20 protein-coding genes are annotated in these 23,678 nt (G+C 39.8%); 12 read left to right on the top strand and 8 right to left on the bottom strand.

What is annotated here, in order from left to right:
- Positions 1 to 53: 53 nt before the first annotated feature.
- The 4 genes from aroK to H5182_RS10030 are packed head-to-tail and all read left to right on the top strand — an operon-like array spanning position 54 to position 3,913.
- The gene (aroK, locus tag H5182_RS10045; protein ID WP_008466255.1) at positions 54 to 572 is read left to right on the top strand and encodes a shikimate kinase AroK; all 519 of its coding nucleotides are present in this window, start codon (positions 54 to 56) and stop codon (positions 570 to 572) included.
- 25 nt (positions 573 to 597) lie between these two features.
- Positions 598 to 1,668, top strand: coding sequence for a 3-dehydroquinate synthase (gene aroB, locus H5182_RS10040; RefSeq protein ID WP_182735074.1), 1,071 nt, complete (start codon positions 598 to 600; stop codon positions 1,666 to 1,668).
- The gene (locus H5182_RS10035) at positions 1,668 to 3,008 is read left to right on the top strand and encodes an AAA family ATPase (protein ID WP_182759960.1); all 1,341 of its coding nucleotides are present in this window, start codon (positions 1,668 to 1,670) and stop codon (positions 3,006 to 3,008) included. Before aroB ends, H5182_RS10035 begins: the two co-directional genes overlap by 1 nt.
- A 53-nt stretch (positions 3,009 to 3,061) precedes the next feature.
- The gene (locus H5182_RS10030) at positions 3,062 to 3,913 is read left to right on the top strand and encodes a Dam family site-specific DNA-(adenine-N6)-methyltransferase (RefSeq protein ID WP_149982636.1); all 852 of its coding nucleotides are present in this window, start codon (positions 3,062 to 3,064) and stop codon (positions 3,911 to 3,913) included.
- On the opposite strand, the gene H5182_RS10025 is transcribed toward H5182_RS10030, so the two are convergent.
- Both H5182_RS10025 and H5182_RS10020 read right to left on the bottom strand, forming a co-directional pair.
- A complete protein-coding gene (locus H5182_RS10025; protein WP_257326428.1) occupies positions 3,876 to 4,010 on the bottom strand; it encodes a DUF2970 domain-containing protein in 135 nt (44 codons plus the stop codon). The genes H5182_RS10030 and H5182_RS10025 overlap by 38 nt on opposite strands.
- 55 nt (positions 4,011 to 4,065) lie before the next feature.
- Positions 4,066 to 4,359: a hypothetical protein gene (locus H5182_RS10020; protein WP_145238548.1), complete on the bottom strand. Its 294-nt coding sequence runs from the start codon at positions 4,357 to 4,359 to the stop codon at positions 4,066 to 4,068.
- A gap of 284 nt (positions 4,360 to 4,643) precedes the next feature.
- On the opposite strand from H5182_RS10020, the gene rpe reads away from it, so the two are divergent.
- The 3 genes from rpe to trpS are packed head-to-tail and all read left to right on the top strand — an operon-like array spanning position 4,644 to position 7,047.
- Complete coding sequence (gene rpe / locus H5182_RS10015; RefSeq protein WP_145238551.1) at positions 4,644 to 5,327, top strand: ribulose-phosphate 3-epimerase; 684 nt, start codon at positions 4,644 to 4,646, stop codon at positions 5,325 to 5,327.
- Positions 5,327 to 5,992, top strand: coding sequence for an HAD-IA family hydrolase (locus tag H5182_RS10010; protein ID WP_182735077.1), 666 nt, complete (start codon positions 5,327 to 5,329; stop codon positions 5,990 to 5,992). Before rpe ends, H5182_RS10010 begins: the two co-directional genes overlap by 1 nt.
- Before the next feature lie 50 nt (positions 5,993 to 6,042).
- Positions 6,043 to 7,047 (top strand): tryptophan--tRNA ligase, encoded by a 1,005-nt coding sequence (gene trpS, locus H5182_RS10005; protein WP_182735078.1) that lies wholly within the window; start codon positions 6,043 to 6,045, stop codon positions 7,045 to 7,047.
- A 125-nt stretch (positions 7,048 to 7,172) separates the two neighbouring features.
- Here trpS and H5182_RS10000 read toward each other — a convergent pair whose 3' ends face one another.
- Both H5182_RS10000 and H5182_RS09995 read right to left on the bottom strand, forming a co-directional pair.
- Positions 7,173 to 8,093, bottom strand: a complete 921-nt coding sequence (locus H5182_RS10000; protein WP_182757926.1) for a TraB/GumN family protein — start codon at positions 8,091 to 8,093, stop codon at positions 7,173 to 7,175.
- Positions 8,094 to 8,128: 35 nt separating this feature from the next.
- The gene (locus H5182_RS09995) at positions 8,129 to 8,479 is read right to left on the bottom strand and encodes a hypothetical protein (RefSeq protein ID WP_182759959.1); all 351 of its coding nucleotides are present in this window, start codon (positions 8,477 to 8,479) and stop codon (positions 8,129 to 8,131) included.
- Positions 8,480 to 8,762: 283 nt separating this feature from the next.
- Here H5182_RS09995 and H5182_RS09990 point away from each other — a divergent pair, with 283 nt between their 5' ends.
- The gene (locus H5182_RS09990; protein ID WP_182759958.1) at positions 8,763 to 10,904 is read left to right on the top strand and encodes a winged helix-turn-helix domain-containing protein; all 2,142 of its coding nucleotides are present in this window, start codon (positions 8,763 to 8,765) and stop codon (positions 10,902 to 10,904) included.
- Between the two features lie 249 nt (positions 10,905 to 11,153).
- On the opposite strand, the gene H5182_RS09985 is transcribed toward H5182_RS09990, so the two are convergent.
- From H5182_RS09985 to uvrA, 3 genes are all read right to left on the bottom strand, one after another.
- Positions 11,154 to 11,426 carry a hypothetical protein gene (locus H5182_RS09985; protein WP_182759957.1) on the bottom strand — a complete coding sequence of 91 codons (273 nt, stop codon included), beginning with the start codon at positions 11,424 to 11,426 and terminating at the stop codon, positions 11,154 to 11,156.
- Between the two features lie 699 nt (positions 11,427 to 12,125).
- Complete coding sequence (locus tag H5182_RS09980) at positions 12,126 to 13,184, bottom strand: hypothetical protein (protein WP_182759956.1); 1,059 nt, start codon at positions 13,182 to 13,184, stop codon at positions 12,126 to 12,128.
- Between the two features lie 30 nt (positions 13,185 to 13,214).
- Entirely contained in the window at positions 13,215 to 16,040 is a 2,826-nt protein-coding gene (uvrA, locus tag H5182_RS09975) for an excinuclease ABC subunit UvrA (RefSeq protein ID WP_182735081.1), read from the bottom strand.
- 164 nt (positions 16,041 to 16,204) lie between these two features.
- Here uvrA and H5182_RS09970 point away from each other — a divergent pair, with 164 nt between their 5' ends.
- The 3 genes from H5182_RS09970 (at position 16,205) to H5182_RS09960 (ending at position 20,436) form a co-directional block, all read left to right on the top strand.
- Entirely contained in the window at positions 16,205 to 17,572 is a 1,368-nt protein-coding gene (locus H5182_RS09970; protein WP_145238569.1) for an MFS transporter, read from the top strand.
- Between the two features lie 20 nt (positions 17,573 to 17,592).
- The gene (gene ssb / locus H5182_RS09965) at positions 17,593 to 18,318 is read left to right on the top strand and encodes a single-stranded DNA-binding protein (RefSeq protein ID WP_182759955.1); all 726 of its coding nucleotides are present in this window, start codon (positions 17,593 to 17,595) and stop codon (positions 18,316 to 18,318) included.
- 318 nt (positions 18,319 to 18,636) lie between these two features.
- Positions 18,637 to 20,436, top strand: coding sequence for an EAL domain-containing protein (locus H5182_RS09960; RefSeq protein WP_182759954.1), 1,800 nt, complete (start codon positions 18,637 to 18,639; stop codon positions 20,434 to 20,436).
- Here H5182_RS09960 and H5182_RS09955 read toward each other — a convergent pair.
- On the bottom strand, positions 20,433 to 21,287 hold the full coding sequence (locus H5182_RS09955) for a 1-aminocyclopropane-1-carboxylate deaminase/D-cysteine desulfhydrase (protein WP_182757987.1): 855 nt from the start codon (positions 21,285 to 21,287) through the stop codon (positions 20,433 to 20,435). The genes H5182_RS09960 and H5182_RS09955 overlap by 4 nt on opposite strands.
- A 280-nt stretch (positions 21,288 to 21,567) precedes the next feature.
- On the opposite strand from H5182_RS09955, the gene H5182_RS09950 reads away from it, so the two are divergent.
- A complete protein-coding gene (locus H5182_RS09950) occupies positions 21,568 to 23,586 on the top strand; it encodes a formylglycine-generating enzyme family protein (protein ID WP_145238584.1) in 2,019 nt (672 codons plus the stop codon).
- The last annotated feature ends 92 nt before the right edge of the window (positions 23,587 to 23,678 follow it).

The following is a 23,678-nucleotide window of genomic DNA, read 5'->3' as shown; positions in this document are numbered from 1 at the left end:
GTCGTTAGGCGGGGTTTTATTTCAAATTTTAGAGTTCGTTTGTACTAAAAGATATGGCTGAAAAACGTAATATATTTCTAGTTGGCCCTATGGGGGCTGGCAAAAGCACAATTGGTCGTCACATTGCAGATCAATTGCACCTTGAATTCGTCGATTCTGATCAAGAAATCGAACGCCGTACCGGTGCAGATATTGCCTGGGTGTTCGATCTTGAAGGTGAAGAAGGCTTTCGACTTCGTGAAGAATCTGTCATTGGCGATCTAACAGAAATGCAAGGTATTGTACTTGCAACTGGTGGTGGTTCTGTGATGAGTAAAGAAGTACGAAACAAGCTTTCGGCTCGTGGTATTGTTGTATACCTAGAGACACCTATCGAAAAGCAAGTTGCACGCACGCAGCGCGACAAGCGTCGCCCATTACTGCAAACAGAAGAAGCACCTCGTGATGTATTAGAGCGCTTAGCTGAAGAACGCGAACCGTTGTATAAAGAAGTAGCTGATTTTGTTGTACGCACTGATGAGCAAAGCGCTAAAGTTGTCGCTAATCAAATCATCGAGAAATTAGATTTTTAAATACCAATAAGAAAGGATACTAGCGATGCTTGAATTAACAGTTAATTTAGACGAGCGAAGTTATCCTATTTATATTGGTCAATCTGCTCTTCAACAGACTGACAGGCTGCATCATCATATTGGTGATTGTCGACCTATCATTATCACTAATGACACCATTGCACCTTTGTACTTAAGCGATGCAATGGCGTTATTAGCTGATTTAAATCCGCTAAGTTTTATTATTCCTGATGGTGAGCAATATAAATCACTGGAATGGTTTGAGAAAATTTCGGCTTTTTTGCTTGAAAACAATTGCGGCAGAGATACTTGCTTAATCGCCCTTGGTGGTGGTGTGGTCGGTGATCTGACTGGTTTTGTTGCGGCCTGCTATCAACGCGGAGTACCGTTTATTCAAGTACCCACTACCTTATTATCGCAAGTTGATTCATCAGTTGGCGGTAAAACGGCGGTTAACCATCCTTTGGGTAAAAACATGATTGGGGCTTTTTATCAGCCGCAAGCCGTGTTTATTGATACTCAATCATTGCATACACTTCCTGCTCGTGAATTTGCAGCCGGTATGGCTGAAGTTATTAAATATGGCTTAATTTACGATACAGAATTATTTACTTTTCTAGAAAACAACACCGCGCAATTACAGGCTTTGGATGAAGAAACCATTCAGCATGTGATTTTTCGTTGTTGTGAAATTAAAGCACTGATTGTCGCTCAGGATGAAAAAGAAGCAGGACTACGAGCGTTACTTAATTTAGGCCATACCTTTGCACATGCTATCGAAGCGCAAATGGGATACGGCCAATGGCTACATGGTGAAGCTGTTGCCACTGGCATGGTATTAGCAGCACAGCTAGCTCATACTCGTGGTGATTTAAGTGCACAAGAAGTTGCAAGGATCGTTACCTTAATAGCGCAATATAATTTGCCTAGTGAGATCCCTGATGTGATGACTGCTGAACATTTCCTTCATCATATGCGTAAAGATAAAAAGAATAAAAAAGGCACGATCCGTTTTATTCTTCCTACTCAGTTTGGTCAATGCGCGTTGGTTGATGATGTCTCAGATCAACAGGTCCGAGATTTAATAGGGCGCTAATGCAATCGCAAATCTTACCTAGCCGTGCGGCTTTGGTTGATCGGATTGCCCTACAGTTTGAATATGGGCAAAATTTAATTGTCTTACTGGGTCCTTCTGGACTTGGTAAAAGTTATCTTCTCGAAACCTTCATTACTGATAAATACAGTGATTTTAATAAGTCATTTGTGCAGCTAAGTGCGCGTATGAGTGATATGCAATTGATGAGTGAGTTACTGGAACAAAGCTTCCGCTCGCCGTTAATTGATCAAAACCTAAGCCTGTCAGAAAATTTTTACCAACTAGCTAAACAGCAAAACTGTGGTCCATGTTTATGGGTGTTAGATGGTGGACGGCATTTATCTGAAGAAATGGTCGAAGAGTTAACAACGCTTACCAAGCATAGTCCTACTACTTTATATGTCTTACTGGCATCGCAATCAGTGGGGCAATTTAAAAGCGCTGTTGAAATTCATCTTGAAGCACTTTCAATAGCAGAAAGTAAACAGTTGATGAAGTGCTATTTTAATGATTTACCTTATGATGAAGACCCGGTATTTCAAACCTTTTTGCGCGAAGCACACGGTAATCCGAGTTTATTGTTAGCGTGGCAACCAACACAGCATACAGCTAAGGTTGTAGTCACTGATAAAGTATCTTGGCGAGTACATTTAATAACGCTGCTAGTGATTATTATGTTACTCATCATTGGCTTTTTATATAAATCTGATATGACCCGTTGGTGGCATGATTTTTATCAGCCACAACCTGAAACTCCAGTGGCGACGGCAATCGCAGTCGATACTTTAAAGCAAGCTGTAACAGAACCAGCGGTGACAATAGATTCCTCACAAGTAGAAGCTGCAGATGCTCAATCAGCTGATCAACAAGCTCAACCAGAGCAAGACAAGCCGCTTATTGATAATCCTACTCAGGAAAATAATGTTGCGGCAATACTCGATAGTTTAGCGCCAGTTGCAGAGCCTGTTGATATCACGACTAGCTTGGCTGAAGAACCCACTGTGGTAGAGCCTGTTCCTCAAGCGCAGCAAATTATGCCAGCAGATAATGCTTGGTATCTACAACAGCCGGATAGTAAGGTCGTGATCCAGTTACTAGCGGTAACTCAGCAAACAATCGCCGAGCAGTTTGTTGCTAAACAGTCGCTGCAAGTACTTGGTAAAGTCTATCAAACACGCCGCAACGATAAAATTTGGTGGGTGGTAACCTATGGCAGCTTTGATAACTTAAATGCTGCTCGCGAAGTGCTAGCAAGCCTACCTGAAGCGGTGCGTAAAAATCAGCCGTTTTATAAAAAAATCAGTAAAATAAAACAAGAAATCGCGTTACTAGATCAGTAAATTTACACTGTTTAGTGTAAAATCGCGGCACACCAGTTTGAAGTAAAGAGCCGATGCAGAAAAAGACCAGAGCCTTCCTTAAATGGGCTGGCGGAAAATACAGCTTAGTTGAAGATATTAGCGCGCGCTTAAATGAAGCGAGCAAACACGCTGATACCTTAGTTGAACCGTTTGTTGGTGCTGGCTCGGTATTTTTAAACACAGATTTTAAAGATTATATTCTTAATGATATTAATGCTGATCTCATTAACTTGTATAACGAATTAAAAAACTCTCCAGATGAATTCATCAGCGATGCTAAAAAGCTGTTTGTTGATTTAAACAATCAGCCTGACGCATATTATGATTATCGCGTACAGTTTAATCAAAGTAATGACATTTACGAGCGAGCGATCTTATTTTTATATATGAATCGCCACGGCTACAACGGTTTATGCCGCTATAACCTGAAAGGAATTTTTAATGTTCCGTTCGGTAAGTATAAACGTCCGTATTTTCCTGAAAAAGAAATGTACTTTTTTGCCGAAAAAGCGCAACAAGCCACGTTTACTTGTTTAGGTTATGACGATGTATTTAAATTAGTACCCGATAACGCAGTGATCTATTGCGATCCACCTTATGTTCCTTTGAGTAAAACGGCGTCGTTTACCTCTTATGCTAAGGGTGGCTTTAATTTAGATGATCAGGCGAATCTAGCTAATTTAGCTGAGCAAGCGGCATTTGAAAACAAAACACCGGTATTGATCTCGAATCATGACACTGTATGGACACGTAAAATATATAGCCAAGCAACGTTAGCTGAAATTCAAGTTAAGCGGACGATTAGTCCAAAAGGTGGTTCGCGCAATAAAGTCAATGAGTTGATGGCTATGTACTTAGCACCCAAGTCACCACGCCATAGATAGCGGTTACAAAAAATATAAATAAAATAATAGCGATGATAATAATACTGGTAGGCGAGTGTTGTTTAAAGTCAGCGTGACGCTTGTGCTCAGATTGCACACCAAAAAATGCCGCAACAACACTTTGTATAGCGCTGATCAGTTGCCGCACTTTACTAGAACCTAGGACTAAGTGAACGTGCTTTTTGTGGTTCGTCTGAGCTGGTTAATAATTCAAGTAAATCTAAATAATGAAATTGTGCACTGCGACTATCACCAGTGATCCATGACATCCAACTTGATTCTTGTTCGACCTTCATACATTGCACTGCATTATTAATTTTTAAATGGCCTGAGCTACATTCGCAATCGTTAGCTGCGATAAGTGTATTATCACTTTTTGAAAAATAGCTTAGTGTACCGATAGTTATAGCAGCCGCAGTTAAGATCCCGATTTTAAAAGCACGCATTTTACTAAGTCCATAATAGTGTTACTCACTAGAGCATACATAAAAAATGCTCAAATAACAAACTTAATTTATCCTTAACAAATATAAAAAATTAATAAAATTAAAAGGTTAAGGTAAAAATAATGTTTATATTTAGCTGTTTAAAATATAACCGTTGCAAAACTTCAAATAGAGTTAAAGCTTTAATTAGCTGGGATTCTTGGGGAATAGCTTGATTTAGGTTACATTATGGCAATTATCGGCCCTGCTATTTTGCGCATTTTTAATATCACTAAGGATTGTTTATGTTAGAAACACTACAAAAGTACCTTATCGCCCCGTCTATTTTATCTGCTGATTTTGCCCGTTTGGGCGAAGATGTTGAGCGTGTTTTAGCTTCTGGTGCAGATGTAGTTCATTTTGATGTGATGGATAATCACTATGTGCCAAACTTAACAATTGGGCCTATGGTGTGCAAAGCGCTGCGTGATTATGGTATTACGGCGCCTATTGATGTGCATTTAATGGTTAAACCGGTCGATAGTTTAATACCGCAATTTGCTGATGCTGGTGCTTCAATCATTACTTTTCATCCTGAAGCGAGTGAACATATTGATCGCACTTTGCAGCTGATCAAAGATCATGGTTGCCAAGCTGGTTTAGTCTTTAACCCTGCGACGAGTTTAAGCTATTTAGAACATGTAATTGATAAGCTTGATGTGATTTTATTAATGTCGGTTAATCCAGGTTTTGGCGGTCAAAGTTTTATTCCTAATACTTTGGAAAAACTACGCCAAGCACGGAAAATAATTGATGATTCAGGTCGTGCTATTCGTTTAGAAGTAGATGGTGGTATTAAAGTCGATAATATTGCGGCGGCGGCTCAAGCCGGAGCTGACATGTTTGTTGCCGGCTCTGCTATTTTTAATCAGCCAGATTACCAACAAGTAATTGAACAAATGCGTGCCCAGTTAGAGGGTGTAAAATAATGAAGTATGAAGCCGCTTTATTTGATCTTGATGGTACTTTAGTTGATAGTGTTTATGATTTATATATAGCGATGAATCTGACTTTATCTGATTTAGCTTTTCCAATTGTAAGTCAGGGGTTGGTACAAAGCTGGGTTGGTAACGGCATTGAAATGCTGGTTAAGCGAGGCCTCAGTGGCGACATGAAAGTCAGTGAACACCTAGATCCAGCATTAGCAGATAAAGCAATTGCGCTTTTTTATGGTCATTATGAGCAACAAGTAGGTGAATACAGTGTGCTTTATCAACACGTAGAAACAGGCCTTGCGGCGTTACGTGGTATACCAAAAGCGTTGATCACTAACAAAGCCCGCTGCTTTACTGAAAAGCTACTTGATAAGCTCGCTTTAAGCAGTCATTTTGAGGTGATAGTGTGTGGTGATGACATGGCCAAAAAGCCTTCACCAGAGCCTCTTTTATTTGCTTGTCAGCAATTAAATGTACCAGTGAGTCAAGCAATTATGATTGGTGACTCAAAAAGTGATATCTTAGCGGCGCAAGCGGCACATATAGACGTACTTGCCGTTAATTATGGTTATAACCAAGGTGAAAATCTTGCTGATTTGAATCCACAGTACCTCTGTGAGAATTTCTTAGATATAATACCTGTTCTTACCCAGCGTTAAGCGATTTTTTAATTTTAGCATTTTTTATTTTTGTAATATAAAGGAACATCATGAGTAAACCAGTAGTGTTAAGTGGCATGCAGCCAACCGGTGGAATGACAATAGGCAACTATGTTGGCGCTATTAACCAGTGGGTAAAGCTACAGGAAGAGTATGATAGCCACTTTATGTTAGCTGATTTGCACGCGATTACGTTACGCCAAGATCCAGAGCTTTTAAAAACCCGTGTATTAGATGGTATAGCTTTGTATGTTGCATGTGGTATTGATCCAGATAAAGCTGCTTTATTTGTGCAGTCGCAAGTGCCTGAACATGCACAGCTAGGTTGGGTATTAAACTGTTATGCGCAAATGGGCGAGCTTAACCGCATGACCCAGTTTAAAGATAAGTCAGCAAAGAACACCAGCAACGTAAACGTTGGTTTGTTTGCTTATCCGGTATTACAAGCAGCTGATATTTTACTTTATCAAGCGGCGCAAGTACCAGTAGGTGATGATCAAAAGCAGCACCTTGAACTAACACGCGATATCGCAACGCGCTTTAATAACTTATATGGTGAAGTTTTCACGATCCCAGAACCTTACATTCCAGAGTTTGGTGCGCGCGTAATGAGCCTGCAAGATCCACTGAAAAAAATGTCTAAATCAGATGAAAACCCAAATGGTTTTATCATGATGTTAGACGAACCAAAAAAGATCGAGAAAAAGCTTAAAAAAGCAGTAACCGATTCAGACGAGCAAGCGCGTATTTATTTTGATCGCACTGAAAAACCAGGCGTATCAAACTTACTAACACTTATGTCTGTTGCAACCAAGCGCTCAATTGAAGAGTTAGTGCCTGAATACGAAGACAAAATGTATGGCCATCTGAAAAAAGACACCGCTGACGCAGTAGTAAGCATGATCGAGCCAATCCAAGCGCGCTTTAAAGAGATCCGTGAAGATCAAGCATTGCTCAACAACATCATGAAAACCGGTGCTGAAAAAGCCAGCGCACGTGCAGAAGTGACCTTAAAGTCTGTTTACAACGCGTTAGGATTTATTCCACGTCCGTAAAAGGTTGCTTGTCCGCTTAAATAAAAAATGCCGCTTAAATAGCGGCATTTTTTATAGAATACTAATTAATATTAAAGATCCAAATATAAACAGTAATGACATAGCTTGCTTGTCTGTTTTATCCATTACTCAGTCCTTTTGCTTGTCATTTCAGTGCTATCGTCAATATTAACCAAAGAAACGGTGTAACCTTTATTTTCAAGTAATGTAAGTAAGCTATCTTTGCCTGCAAGGTGTGCAACTCCAACAAGTACAAATTCACTTTTATCGTTATTAAACATCTCTTCTACTTTAGCTAACCAAGCATTATTTCTATCTGTTATTAACTGCTGATAAGTATGCGGATCATTTTTTTGCATTGTTTCAATAGCCACTTTATTCAGTGTGTCTGTATCACCTTGACGCCATGCAGATACCAGCTCTTTAAACATTACACCGTAATTATTTAACTCGGCTAAATTATTTTTAATAAAATTATTTTCGTTGTTCTGTCCCATTGTTTTGAAAAGCTCTAACTGAAACTCCATAGTTTCCAGATAGTTCTTTGTTTTATTATCTATCGTCGCTTTTTTGGTAAAGTACGCATCAACGCCTTCACCCATTAAGTTTTGTTTTTGCAACTCCATCGACATTAAAACAATACTTACCATAGCAGGGCGAAAACCATCTAACTTGGTTAGGTTAGCGCCAAATTCAGTAAGTTTATTTTCCAATAAAAGCTTTACTTGCGGGTTTAACTTTTGGCTTAACGTTTCGTTATTAGCATATGATAGCGCTGCTAACATTTGCATTTGTGCGTTCGCATCTGATGGGTCTGGAATTGGCGCTTCTAAAACAATAGTATCTGCTTGCTTATAAGCGTGATTAAACTCTGCAGGAAGCGGCATTTCTGATTTAGGTAAAATATGTACCGTACCACCAATAAATAACGAGTCACTGCCTTTGTTAACCTGCCACACAGAGCTTTGTGCTTGTGCTGTTGTTGCTATTAGGCTACTACTAAGTAAAACACTTGCTGATACTATTTTTTTGGTAAATGTGTTCATAGCAATTCCTTAATTTAAGCTGTTTAAAGTTTTTATTACTTAGTCAAAACAGAAGTTATGTAGGCTGTAATTGATGACGTTACTCGTGAAAGGTTCTTATCAATTTGTGAGTTAATTTTATTTATGGATGAGTCAAAATCAGCAGCTATTTTCTCATCTATGGTAGAGAGTAAGGTTTGAGTATTTATGTTGCTTGTTGTAACCGCATCAGAGGAAGTTGTTTGCTTATTGAGTGGTTGAGCATTCGTTATTGTTTCGCCAATCATGCACTGTGCTGATTTTGATTGAATCGCCAGCGTTTTACTTTCAGCAGCGATAACGAATGCAGTATTAAATGCAGTTGCTAATAGTAGAGCGGGTAGTACTTTTTTAATTGCGTTATTCATAATCAAACCTTTTATGTTTTTTAAGCGCTGCCAAATTAGTATGCAAAACGATTTTGGCTAAGCGGCTTGTTGATGACGTTTTAAAGAATATCGGTGAATTTTCATAGAGTCGCTTATCTAGTTGTGAGCAATTAATGTATAAGGTTTTCACTTTGTTTTATTCTTTAAAATCAATATTTTGATGTTAAACCTTATCTGCTAATATAAGGTTTATAAATACAGTTACTATAAAACAGAATGTACATGTGGTAGGGTTTGGCAAAATAAAAAATACTTAAAGACTATGAATTATCAAATCGGACCTTGGCAATTTATTAGTAATCGCTGTGTGATTACTTCAAATAGTATAGAAAGGGAGTTAGATCCTCTATTAGTAAAGTTAGTACTTCATTTTATAAATAAGCCTCAACAAATCGTATCTCGTCAAGAGCTCATAGAGAGTGTATGGCAGCAAAAATTTGTAGATGATAATGCAATTAACCGTGCTATCTCAGAGCTGAGAAAGCAGCTAGCGCATCCGATTGAAAAAGCTCCTCTTTTAAAAACACATTATCGTAAAGGTTACAGTTTAACGGTTATACCTGAGCGTTTAACACAAGAGCTTGAACTTGATAAAACTCAACAACCTGCAAGTATCATATCGGTTGCTGTTGAAAAAGGTGATGATATTTCGACGATAAAGCCCAATCAAGCTATTCAAAAAAAGAGCACTCAAAAGCCCCTTATTTTTGCTTTAGCCGGTATTGTTTGCTTGTGCTTTTTAGCATGGTTCAGTTTAGTATTTATTAGCAAGCCAGAGGGAGAGTCTATTAAACAGGTAACGATAAAAAAGGTAGCAAGTACGTGGAACTTAGGAAGTGAAGTACACCCCGAACTATCCTCAGATCGGAAATATTTAGCCTATACCAATATTGAGCCAGAAACAGATATTAATCATGCATTTGTTAAGCGTCTTTCCGATCAAAGAGAGGTTGAACTCACTTATCCTGGTTTTCAGGTGTCCGTTTTATCGTGGCAGTTAAACCAGCCTTATGTGTTATTACAGGCTACAAACCTAAAGCAACAGCTTTGTGAAATGGTATTAGTTGATCTGAGTGAATTTCCGATTGTTGGGGAAACAAAGTTAATTAAAAAATGCGATCTTAGATACACTGGCTATGCACAAGTAGACGAAAATGGGGAACATATTTATTACACCGAGTATAAGAATGAACAAGATGGGTCTGGTTTATATCAATTTGACTTAGAATCGCAAAAGGAGTCAATTATCATCCCACCGCCAGGTATAATGTATGGCATCAGCATGCCTCGTTTATCTCATTCTGGTAATAAGTTAGCGTATATACTCAATCAAAAAGGTCAGCCATTCTCTGTATTTACTTATAACTTTGAAACTCGTGAGACTAAGCGTTTATTTCAAGCACAGAAAAATACCATTAGCTTTGCTTTTGACTGGCTTTTAAATGATAAAGGCGTGATTGTTTCTGAAGGATCACAGCTCACAACCGTTTTATTTGATGAAAAGAGTATTCTTAAAAATACAGTGCAAGTTACGCCTGAAATATCGCCCTATTACATAGCGGTTCAATCAGCTAATAGCCTATTTTATTCTGCAAATAAAACGCAAACTTACTCATTAACCAAAGTTACCGGTTTATTTAGTGATACTCCTAAATATGAAGCACTCTATAAAAGTGAAAAAGATGATTACAACATTGTTGAAGTCGTTAACAAAGAGGGGCCTGCACAGGTTTTTGTATCAGAACGCTCTGGTAGTAGTCAGTTATGGCTATCTCAAAATGGACTGATAAAGCAGCTTAGTCATTTTACCCACGATGGCTCATCTACGTTTGCAATGGGAGGATTGAGTGTATCTCCTAATCAGCAGCGTATTTTGTTGAGAATAAATAAAAGCATTGCATTTTATGATGTTATAGCTGAAAAGCTCTACTCAATAGCAGAGTTTAAAGGGCGTAAAATAGTAAGCTATGTATGGTCAAAAAATAATGAAGGTATCCTTTATATTGAACAAGGTGATTCAAAAAATATACTTGCCAAACTTAATTTATTAACTCGCGACACCACATTATTAGACGATATTAAACCCAATAAACTAATTTCAGATAGCGATGGTAGTAGTTACGTAATTACCAATAATAAGTTAATTCGACTATCTGATAGGCAAAGTTGGGAGTTATCTAAAGATGCTAGTAAAGCGATTGGCTATGCTATTCGGGGTAACTATTTATATTATTCAGATGCGATTTCAAGAGTTGCTCGACTTAACTTACAAGATAACACCATACAAGATATGCATATGGACTTTCGACCAATTGCTTTTTTTATAAGCGGTGATGACGAAATTTTATTTACGGGCTCAAAATACAAAGACATGCAAATAATGCAAATTAGTTGGAATGAGTAGTTAAGATAACTATGCAAAAAAAGTAAAACATTATCTGCAAAACAACTAACAATGGAGCGGGCAAGAATCATAGCATCAACCACTATTACTCTATATTCAATAATATAAAGGATGTTTTTTATGATTCACGCAAGAAAACCTTATCGATTTAGTACCCACAACCGGTTAGTGTCAGGTGAGCGTTTTTGTCCGTGGTGTTGAATTCTGGCTGCGCCGTTATATTTCGGGCGCAGCAAATAACTAAAGGCGTTACTTTTTATCTAATTGATCCGTTAATTTATTGTCAATCTGTTTTTGAATTTCTCGCATTGATTTTTCTAGCTTTACGTTTAGCTTAGTGTTTAGTGAGTTTTCAAACCGAAGCTCTTTTTGCTGTGGATTTTGCATCACGACTTTAGAAATATGGACGCTGCTTAACTGTTGCATAATAAGTTCAGGGTTACCAGCAGCCATGGCTGAAGATGAACAGAATGTTGCTATGATCAGAATTACAGGTAATGCTTTTTTGATTAATTTTTTCATAATAAAACCCTTTTTAATTGTAAAGTGAGTCAGCAAGTGAACGTCTGCTAATATGTTTAACTGGCTGGTTTACTGTTGACGGTGAAAAGAATAGCTCTAAATTTTTTGTAAGTCGCTTATCTACTTATAAGGGATTTATAAATAACATTCTGAGTATTTTTAATATTATAAAACATGTCGTTACCTTTAAATCTTATATTCATATATAAGATTTAAAGGTAACGTTATATTGAAACTCTTGACGGTGTTAGGGTTTAAGAATATTAAAAGTCCAGAATCCAATATGAATTATCAAATCGGACCTTGGCAATTTATTGAACACCGCTATTGTTGTTAAAGCTGGCAGTATTGAGCGAGAATAAGACCCGTTAAGTTATTGATGCGCTTTACCAGTAAGTCTTAAGTAATTATTGCTCGCCAATAATTAAGTAAGTATATAAGCAAGTGTAATTCCACCGAAAAATAATAGAAGCCAAACGTAGAATTTTATCTTATTGTAAATAAAGGATAAAATTATGGGAAAGCATATTTTACAGACAGTCAGAGCCTCACTATTTTGAAGCAAGCCGAAAGCGTTATGGCGATCCCTGAGTTATGCCGTGAACATCTAATGAGCAACTCAACCTTTTATTAATGGCGTGCATAATTTAAAAACAGGTTTTACTTTAATTCGCTGGTTTTAGTATTTTCCGTAGCCCGCTATGGCGCTTTAATGCCCGGCGATTGGCAGGCTTTTACCGTAAAGCTGTAACCGTAAGGTTTGCTGTTATCTGGTGCAATTTCAACAATTTCGTAGTCGTTAATCTCAATCGCTTTACTGTCGTCAGATTTTTTGCAACGGGAGTATTGGTCTGCTTCGTAGGTGTAAGCAAACATAGCAATTAACCGTTTGCTGCGTTCAAAGTAACCTTTTGTGTTAAAGAATAATCGTACGGATTGAGTGGTTTCATCTTCTTCCGTCGGAGTTACTGGCAGTGTGGGAGGTGTTTGGGTAATATTTTCACTTGGTAGTTGCCCATGTATTTTTTGGCTGAGCTCTTCTACAACTTCAACTTCTTGTTGCTCTGTTAGTGCTCGACTTGAGAGCTGCTTGCTGCTGACGAAGTTGCTTACTATGTCATCAAAAACGGCACCGGTATCTTTGTCATCAACAAAAGACATTAGATTGATTATTACAATCGTTGATAAAAAAAACCGTATAGAAGCTGTAAGTAAAGGTGAATAGCTTTGGCTAATAAACTTTACCCGCTGTGAACCAAACGGTTTGATGATTAAGAGCATAAAAATATAGAACGGCAATATCAATTGTAATAATAGTAATGTCGATAGAGAGATGCCCAACGCCCAGGGTGGTAAATAAAGTAGCGTGGCAAAATTGTGGGTGTAATTAAAATGTGTTGCTGAAACATGAGTTACATTATTTACAATGCCACTGGCATTGGCCAGTACAAAGTTGGCGATACTGGCATAGAAAATAAGTATAAGTGCTTTGCCAGCAAGTGAATGCCAGAGCTTATTGAACTTTGGCCAAAACTCAATAGTAAGCGCTACGATAGTGATACTGGCGCATAGCCAACCACTTTGAAAGATGATTAGGCAGATTAACGCCAATAAGTAGAGCTTTTGCCCGGTGTTAAGATTAAACCAAATAGCTTTACCTTGCTCATAAAAGCGCAGTTTATGAGGTTGCAAATTTTGCTGTTGTTGCCTCAGCTGTTTGTTTGCACGCCATCTGGCAATTTTTATGTATCTTAACACCGGCCAACCTTAGTACATAAAGCGAAAACCCTATTTTGATAATAGGGGTTTTAAATAATGGCCAGTATGTGAACGCTCACATTCGGCTACTTCATCCGGCGTGCCTGCAATGAGGATCTCACCGCCGCCAGCACCACCTTCGGGACCTAGATCAATGATCCAATCGGCTGTTTTTATTACATCAAGATTATGCTCAATAACCACAATCGTATTACCGTGGTCACGCAGGCGATGCAGTACTACTAATAATTGTTCAATATCAGCAAAGTGCAAGCCTGTGGTTGGTTCATCTAAAATGTATAAGGTTTTACCTGTGTCACGTTTAGATAACTCGCGGGCGAGTTTAACCCGTTGAGCTTCACCACCAGAGAGCGTTGTCGCGGCTTGGCCTAAGCGAATATAAGACAAGCCCACATCCATTAAGGTTTTTAGTTTACGCGCAATGGCGGGTATTTTATCAAAATAGTCGTGTGCGTCTTCCACCGTCATTTCTAATACTTGATGGATGTTTTTGCCTTTATACTGCACTTCTAACGTTTCACGGTTATAACGTTGCCCTTTACAGACATCACATGGCACATATACATCAGGTAAAAAGTGCATTTCGACTTTGATCACGCCATCGCCTTGGCAAGCTTCACAGCGGCCACCTTTTACATTAAAGCTAAAGCGACCGACTTTGTAACCACGAGAGCGAGATTCTTGCGTGCCCACAAACAGTTCACGAATGCCAGTAAAAATACCGGTATATGTGGCTGGGTTTGAGCGTGGGGTACGGCCAATCGGGCTTTGGTCAATGTCGATAACTTTATCAAAATGCTCAAGGCCACTAATTGATTTGTACGGTGCGGCTTCGGCGGTGGTTGCTCCGTTTAGTTCGGTATGAGCAAGTTTAAATAAGGTGTCGTTGATAAGTGTTGACTTACCAGAGCCTGATACGCCAGTAATACAGGTCATTAAACCAAAAGGTATTTTTAAATCGACATTTTTTAAGTTATTACCGCTAGCGCCAAACAGCTCTAACCACTTATCGTTGATTTTATGACGCTCTTTGGGAACTTCAATTTTGCGTCGGCCAGATAAAAATTGCCCTGTTACTGACTCTTCGCTAGCTAAAATGTCATCGCGAGTACCTTGGGCAATGATATAGCCGCCATGCACGCCAGCTCCAGGACCAATATCAATAATATGATCGGCGGCACGTATGGCATCTTCGTCATGCTCTACCACAATCACGGTATTACCTAAGTCGCGTAGATGGATCAGCGTTTGCAGTAAACGGTCATTATCACGTTGATGCAAACCAATCGATGGTTCATCAAGTACATACATTACGCCTACTAAGCCTGCGCCAATTTGGCTGGCTAAGCGAATACGTTGAGCCTCACCGCCAGATAAAGTATCAGCACTGCGCTCTAAAGAGAGATAATTTAGCCCTACGTTGATCAAAAACGATAAACGGTCGCGAATTTCTTTTAAGATTTTCTCAGCTATCTGGCCTTTTTGGCCCGTTAAGCTTAGTTGCTCAAAAAAGCTCATCGCTTCACCAATACTCATACTGGTAATAGCGGGTAAGTTAGTCTGACCGATAAATACACTGCGCGCTTCTTGGCGAAGGCGCGACCCTTTACAACTTGGGCAAGCTTGGCTGGTTTGATATTTAGCCAGCTCTTCGCGCACGGAATTTGATTCTGTTTCACGATAGCGGCGGTTCATGTTATTTAACACGCCTTCAAACTCATGGTTACGAGTGATCAGATCGCCACGGTCGTTGCGGTAGTTAAAAGCAATTTTTGTATCGCCAGAACCGTCTAAAATGATTTTTTTAGCATCTTTAGATAGTTCCTGAAATGGCATTTCTAAATCAAATTTATAGTGCTCAGCAACGGCTTGTAGCATCTGGAAATAGTAAAAACTGCGTTTATCCCAGCCTTTTATGGCACCGCCAGATAAACTAAGCTCTGGGTTTTGAATCACTCGATTTGGGTCGAAATACTGACGAACCCCTAAACCATCACAACTTTGGCATGCGCCTGCCGGATTATTAAATGAGAATAACCGAGGTTCAAGTTCGGTCATGGCGTAGCCACATGTTGGGCAAGCGAAGTTGGCGGAGAGCAGCAGCTCTTCGGCGTTTGCGTCATCCATCGATGCAATAGTTGCTACACCGGCTGACAGCTCTAACGCGGTTTCAAACGATTCTGCTAAACGCTGTTGTAAGCCATCTTTCACTTTAAAACGATCGACCACGACTTCAATAGTGTGTTTTTTATGTAGTTCTAAAGTCGGTGGATCAGAAAGGTCGCATACTTCCCCGTCAATACGGGCGCGAATATAACCTTGGCTGGCTAGTTGCTCTAACAACTTAACGTGCTCACCTTTGCGCTCTTTCACAACAGGGGCTAGCAACATCAGCTTGCTGCCCTCTGGGAACGCCAGCACAGTGTCGACCATTTGGCTAACAGTTTGTGCAGCGAGTGGCAAATCGTGAGTAGGGCAACGCGGTTCACCAACACGGGCAAACATTAAGCGCAGGTAATCATATATTTCGGTAATGGTGCCAACGGTGGAACGGGGATTATGTGACGTTGATTTTTGTTCAATTGAAATTGCCGGCGACAACCCTTCAATATGATCAACATCCGGTTTTTCCATTAAAGATAAAAATTGTCTGGCATAGGCCGATAAAGATTCTACATACCGACGCTGCCCTTCTGCATATAAGGTATCAAATGCTAAAGACGATTTACCCGAACCAGATAGGCCGGTGATAACAATTAATTTATCACGGGGAATGGTTAGGCTGATGTCTTTTAAATTGTGCGTGCGGGCGCCTCGGACTTCAATGTTTTCCATGCTATCTCGTTTCATTACCAAATTGATTTACTGAGTATCTCATAATACGTGCGAAGATTAATCCTTGATCAATGAAAAATCATCGCATTGGGACGATTATTTCTCTGTAAGCTTGTGGTAGAATCCCTGCTCAAATTTTAATAGACAGCAAGAACACGCGAATCATGACAGCTTCTTCACTCAATTCACGAGAAAAACGCGCCGCAGTTTCCTTAGCGAGTGTGTTTGCATTTCGTATGCTTGGCCTATTTATGTTGATGCCAGTATTGGCGATTTATGGGCAAGAATTATCAGGATTTTCACCGATATGGATTGGTTTTGCGATTGGCGCCTATGGTTTAACACAAGCTGTGTTACAAATTCCCATGGGGTGGTTATCGGATAAAATTGGCCGTAAAAAAGTCATTGTTGGCGGTTTAACTGTTTTTGCCATCGGTTCGGTGATTGCTGCCACGGCTGATTCAATGCAAATGGTCACGTTAGGGCGAGCATTACAAGGGATGGGCGCAATTGCCAGCTCGTTATTAGCTTTTGCTTCTGATTTGAGCCGCGATGAGCAACGACCAAAAGTGATGGCCGTGATTGGTATGAGCATAGGCATGAGCTTTGCTATTGCTATGTTACTTGGTCCAATGGTTGCCGCAGCGTGGGGTCTTGCTGGAGTGTTCTGGTTAACTGCTATTTTGGCTGTTGCGGGTATTTTTATTGTGTTGTTTCTGGTCCCCAAAGCGGTTAGTAAAGCCCCCAAAGGCGATACCTTAGCAAGCGTTAGCGATATTAAAAAACTCATTAAGCACCCGCAATTAGCGCGTTTAGATTTAGGGGTGATGCTATTACATTTGACCTTGACGACGATTTTTGTCGCCTTACCAGGGCAGTTAATTGCCAAAGGTTTAGCAGCACAAGCGCATTGGCAAGTATATATTCCCGTTTTATTACTGGCATTTTTATTAATGGCGCCAGTGATGATCATTGCGATCCGCAAAGAAAAAGAGAAACAGGCATTTGTTGGCTCTATCGCAGTGCTCGCTCTAAGTATGTTGGCAATGGCAATTGGTGTTGACTCAATCATCGGCATGGCGATGTGTATGCTGGCGTATTTTGTTGCCTTTAACTTTTTAGAAGCGACAATGCCGGCATTAGTATCGCGCTTAGCACCTGCTAGCCAAAAAGGCTCGGCGATGGGAGTGTTTTCGTCAGGACAATTTTTTGGTGCATTTTTAGGTGGTATTTTAGGCGGTTACGTTGCGCAATCAACAACGCCGCAAGCAGTGTTTGCCGCAGCCGCAGTTGTTGGGGTAATATGGCTTATCCTTGCGTGGAATATGCAAGTCCCGCCACGCAGTAAAATGATAAGCTTAATGACAGAATTAAGTAACGAGCAGCAAGCGCAAACCCTTGCTTCTCGTTTAGTTGCTTTACCAGGCGTAATTGAAGCAACAGTAGTCTGTGATGAAAATCGCAGTTATTTAAAGATTGATGATAAAGAATTTGACCTAGACCAAGCCCGCAAAGTGGCTGGTTTAATATAACGTTTATAGGAGAAAGGTCCATGGCACGCGGTGTGAACAAAGTAATCTTGGTTGGTAATTTAGGTCAAGATCCAGAAGTACGTTATATGCCTAACGGCAATGGTGTAGCGAATATTACTCTAGCTACGTCAGATAGCTATAAAGACAAAAACACCGGTCAAATGGTTGATAAAACAGAATGGCACCGTGTTGTGTTTTTTGGCAAGTTAGCTGAAATTGTTGGTGAATATTGCCGTAAAGGTTCACAAATTTACGTTGAAGGCAAACTTCAAACCCGTAAATGGACTGACCAACAAGGCCAAGAGAAATTCACCACTGAAATCGTAGTGGATGGTTTCACTGGTCAAATGCAAATGTTAGGTGCCCGTGGTGGCGACCAACAAAGTGGCGGTTACCAAGGTGGCCAACAGCAAAGCCACGGTGGTCAATCTCAAGGTGGTTACGGCCAACAACAGAGCGCACCGCAGCAAAGCGCACCACAACAAGGTGGTGGGTATGCTCAGCAGCAAAGTGCACCACAGCAAAGCGGTGGGTATGCACCAGCGCCACAACAAGCGCCAGCAGCTCGTCAGCAATCAGCGGCAGCACCACAGCAAAGTAATCAATACCAAGGTGGCGGCTATGCTCCACAAGGTGGTGGACAAGCGCAAGGTGGTTTTGCACCTAAGCCACAAAGTGCTCCGCAAGGCGGCGCATCAAATCCAATGGAACCACCTATCGATTTTGATGACGATATCCCGTTCTAATTCAAGACAAAAATGAAAATGTTTAAAAATACCCTGAAAAGCCGCTTTTAAGCGGCTTTTTTGTTTTTATAGTGTGCTGTAGTCTGAATATTACAAAATAGTAAGAGCTGGTGAATAGAGGGAGCTGACCGCTATTTTTCTTTTATGTTGGAGTTTTTTTAGTTAACAGCTATCAAATGCTATGGAGTGAGAGTTATTTTTATTTAGAACGTGTACTGTCCTAGGTCTCTAAAAAAGCGTCAGTTTTGGCTTTGTTACTATATTTATAGCATTTAAAACCATCTTTAATCATGCTGTAGTCTTGTGTTTATAAGGATCTTGAACAACACTTTAGCTATTCATACAAATAGCGTAACAGCCATGGTGACTCAATTTAAAAATGCACAAGTACGGATGCTAAGTATTTATGTGATTGCTTTTATGCTTTTACTAACAGTATTTAATCTCTTGTTAGGGGAGATATTGCATCAAAAAGTACACATCACTGGGAGTCAATTAGCTAAGCAAGTCTATAGCCTCAAACTAAAGCCAATTGCAGATAAAGAGATCATTGCCGCACTTGCTCAAAGTCATGGTTTTATGCTTGAATCAGCCCATGAGTCGTTTCACTTTTCTGCTTTTATGACCCAAGATAGTGATATCTTTAAATATAAAACAGTTAGTTTAAAGCTTTATCATTTGCCTTTTTGGGTTGTAGAAAGTCCGCTATTTATTTTATTAAATCTAGTGATGATTGGCGCTGCTATTTGGAGTTATCGCTGGTGGCGTCTGCTATTTAAACAGCGCGATGGCGTAGATTCAATTGCATTATTAACTGGTAGTAAAGTATCAAGCAGCCAACAAGCGCCTAAAGATGTGGTTAAATTAGCACTAAATGATATTGCAATTAATAGTACAAAAGTACTTACAGCCAAGCGTAAATTAAGTTCCGCAGACGATGTTGCAATTACCGCAATGTACGGTATCCAAAATAATCATAACCACCTTTTTGCTTTACTTTATTGGACACGGCCATTTCCAGATAACGTTGATTTAGAAAGCCACTTTAAACTTATTGTAATCAAAGGTTTTAAAGAGTTATCTCGGGTATCAGTTAAGTTGTTATCTTCAGGAGGTCTGGCAATTACCTTGGAGAATATACCTCAACCTGATATCGATGCTTACACTAAGCGCTTGCATCAAATTATTTATCAGGCTTCTTTGCTTTATCGCGGTGATTTGTCTCGTAAAGAAATTAAAATAGGCGTATGTAATTACCGCGATGGTGCCGATCAAACTGTGGTTTATCAGTTAACTAAATCAGCACTCGCATTAGCAAAACAAAGTCCATGGCAGCATACTCATCGGGTACCGTTTAACCATACGCGTTCAACGGTGCTGGCAAATAGCGATGAGAACTTAGCTGATTACATTAGCAAAAAGAAATTTATGTTGTTTTTTCAGCCGCTATTTGAGTTCGCCAGTGGTGATATTTTACAGCATGAAGCTTTGATCCGGGTTCGTCATAAGTCTTTAGGGATGCTTTCTGCTAAGCAATTTATTCCTCAACTAAAAAATGATTCAGCGATTGTTTTATTGGATAAAACAGTATTGGATCAAGTTGTTAAGTTATTAGAAAGTGAAACAAGTGCGTTAACTGTGAGTATTAACTTACACGCATTTAATTGGTTTTCTAATGACTATTGGCGCTGGTTTGGGCAGAGGATGAAAAATGTAAAAGGCGCTGATAAACTACAGTTTGAGATATCGGAGGTGGATTTTTATCAACATCAACAGCGATTGAATTTTGCTTTTAGTACAATTAAATCAGTGGGGAGCTCAGTATCAATTGATAATGTTTCATCGCACGATAAAATCGCTTTATTAGCGCCTTACAAAGGGATCAAAGGACTCAAGCTTAGCTATGATTTAATCCACGACATTGATAAAAATGTAACGCAGCAAAAAGTGGTGCGCCAAATTGTAGCCAGTGCAGAGCGAGTGAACTTACCCGTATACGGTGTTGGTGTTGAGACGCAGCAAGAGCTCAATATGCTTAAAAAACAGGGCGTCATTGGCGCGCAAGGATTTTATTTTACGGAGCCTTTGCAAGAGTTTACTAATGTAATGGTTAATTAATCTATTAACTGGCGGTAACGCAGTCCATCTAAGCCTTGCAAACCGCCGGTATGAATCGCAACGATCCTGCTACCTGCTGGAAAGTAGCCTTGTGCGATTAATTGCCATAATGCATACATCATTTTTCCTGAATAAATAGGCTCAAGTGGTAATTTATGTTGGGTTTGCATCATTTGGCAAAACTGCCAAAGTTTAGGGCTAAATTTACCATAGCCACCATCATGAAACGCGGTGAGTAATTGCCAGTTTTGCTGCTGCGTAGCTATTGCACTAAGAGATTTGATTTCATCCACTAGATAATCTGCTTGCTTTAATACCGCAACCCCTAAAACCTGAGTGGTCTTATCGCAGCCTTCAATCAGTCCTGCTAATGTGCCGCCACTACCGGTTGGGCATAAAACATAATCAGTGTGAGGTAATGATTGAGCGAGTTCTCTACAACCTAGCAAGGCGGCTTTATTAGTGCCACCTTCCGGTAATATATATGCATTGGGGAAATATGCTTGTAACTGAGCTAGGTAATCTGGAGTATTTCGCTCTCGGTATTCTATACGTGTTACAGGGTGAAGCTGCATACCGCATTGCTTAGCAAACTGTAAGGTGGGGTTGTGTCGATCAAGTTCAGGGCCGCGAATAATGCCGTGGGTTTTTAAGTTGAATTGCTTTCCTGCAGCAGCACAGGCATGAATATGATTTGAAAAAGCACCGCCAAAAGTAACTAATTCTGTTTTACCCTCTGTTTTCATTGCAGTTAAGTTATATTTTAATTTTCGCCATTTATTGCCGCTTATTAACGGATGCAGAAGATCGTCACGTTTTATCGATAAAGATATTCTTTGTTCACTCAGCATCGAACAAGTGATTTTTTGCAGTGGAGACTCAGGGATTAAATTCACAGTTGCAACTTAAAATAAATGGGCCATAAGTTTAACAAATTAGCCATGAACAAGAAAAGGGGCTATTTTCATACTATGTGATGGTAATTTACTGGCATGAAGTACGGTAATAGTTGTAAACTCAGATAATTTTTGAACAAAGCTTGTGTTTTGCCTTGCAAGTACATAGCATAAGAGTTTAATTATAAAAAATAAATAATGACCAAATAATTGCCGCTTTTTGGGAATGGAATATATGCGAATTGCTCCTTTATCTCTGTTAATTTCAGCTAGTTTGTTTGCATCGAGTGCATTTGCACAAGATACAGCCACAGTTACTGGAATTGAATCTGAGATCAGTATTAAACAAGCTGAATACGATAACGCTACACAGATACTTGAAAAACATTTAAAAGAAGAAAGTCAGTTACAAAGTCAACTTGATTTATTACGCACTCGTTCGACTGAGCTGGACAAAGAAAAAAATCAAGCACTTGATGCCATGAATGAAATGTATCGTCGTTTAATTGATGATCCCACTATTGATATAAGTGCTGCACAGGCGCGATATCAGCAAGCTGTGGTTGATCATAAGCAAAATAAAGACGATATCGCGATGCAGTTGGCGGCAATTGCATCCCACCGCAAAGACATTGAACAAATTCGCGTAGCAAAACATACTCAGTTAAATACACTCGAAAGCTTAAAAGAACAATTAACAACAGCCCGAGTTGAGCGCTTACGCAATGAGTTTACCCGCGAAGGGACGCTAGAAGTTAATCACACTATCAACTGTAAACGAACAGAAACATTGGCAGCCTGTGAGCAACGAGGCCAGCAAATGGGCTTACAAAAAGCAACCAAGCGTTTTGTAGACCAAATTTTTGCTAACTTAACTGAAGAGCGCCTAGTTGAACCCAAACGTAATATGGCTGGTGCACAAGTACAGGTTTTAAGTAGCCATGTAGTTAATAGTGCTTTTAGCGGTCAAGGCAATTATAACGTTAACTTAAGCGTCACTATGCGCGGTGATGTGAATAGCAGCCGCTTATGTAATTTATTGAGTGTTGATAATCGCTATTGTTCAGAGTACGGCACGCCGCTAACGGCAACCTATCAAACTCGGTATGACACTACTTTTACTGATAGTCAGTTAACATTCAGTGATGGTCAGGATAATGCCAACGTTTCGGTGTCACGCTTGAGTGAACAACCAATACGTGATTATTCAGTCAAACCAATGCCAACGGTTAATACACAAGTCGTTGATAGTAATAAAATGATTGAATTTACACTGCGTTCAAACGTATACGACGACGAAGTGTTTATTGATGGCGTAAGTTTTGGTTCAACACGTTTAGCAACGACTTTACCAAGTGGTATTCATGATGTTGAAGTTCGCAAGCAGGGTTATAAACCTTATCGCGTGCGTGTTGATTTACGAAAGCCGCAGACGATTCATGCTAAGTTGGTAAAAAAGCCTGAGTCGATTGCTGCACCGACATACACCAGCGAGCAACGTAATACGACATCAGTAACTAGTGCAGCTATAGGCAATGCTGCCGCTGACGTGGTAGTTATTCCCGCAGGTAAGTTTGAAATGGGTGATATCAATGGCAATGGACTTGCAAATGAGCGTCCAGTTGTTGAAAAAACCATTGCAAACTCATTTGCGATGCAAAATAAAGAAGTGACAGTCGGGGCTTATCAAAAGTTCGTCAGCAACACTAACTATAAAACTGAAGCTGAGCGTAATCGTGGCTGTGCTTATTATTTAAATGGCGAACCGGTCTGGGAAGCAAATTTAAATTGGCGTAATCCAGGTTTTGAGCAAGGCAGTGATTTTCCAGCAGTGTGCTTAACCTACAACGATGCGAAAGCATACGCTGATTGGTTGTCTGGTCAAACAGGTCAACAATATCGTTTACCTAATGAGGTTGAGTGGGAGTATGCAGCACGCGCTGGTACTAAAACTGAATACCCGTGGGGGAATGAGATAGGTAAAAATTTAGCCAATTGTGGTTGGTGTGGTAGTGAGTGGTCAAATAAAAGTGCATCGCCAACAGGCTCGTTTGCACCTAATGCGTTTGGTCTCTACGACACAGTAGGAAATGTATGGGAATGGACTCATAAGTCAGCTGAACAAGCGGATGTTACTGTCCGTGGTGGTGCGTGGAATTTCGCGCCTAGCTTAGCTCGTGCTTCAACTCGTTTGATTTTAGCGCCAGATTTTCGTGCAAACTATATTGGTTTTCGTCTAGTACGCGAACGATAAAATTAATTTAAAAAGGAAGCATAGCTTCCTTTTTTACCCAATTAACAAAGGTAGCTGCACTTTTATTGCCGAACTGATTCAGCATGGTAAAG

The sequence above is a fragment of the Pseudoalteromonas sp. SG44-17 genome, from assembly GCF_014164235.1.
Taxonomy (GTDB): domain Bacteria; phylum Pseudomonadota; class Gammaproteobacteria; order Enterobacterales; family Alteromonadaceae; genus Pseudoalteromonas; species Pseudoalteromonas rhizosphaerae.
Note: the sequence above shows the minus strand (reverse complement) of the source record. Positions and strands in the feature narration are given on the sequence as shown.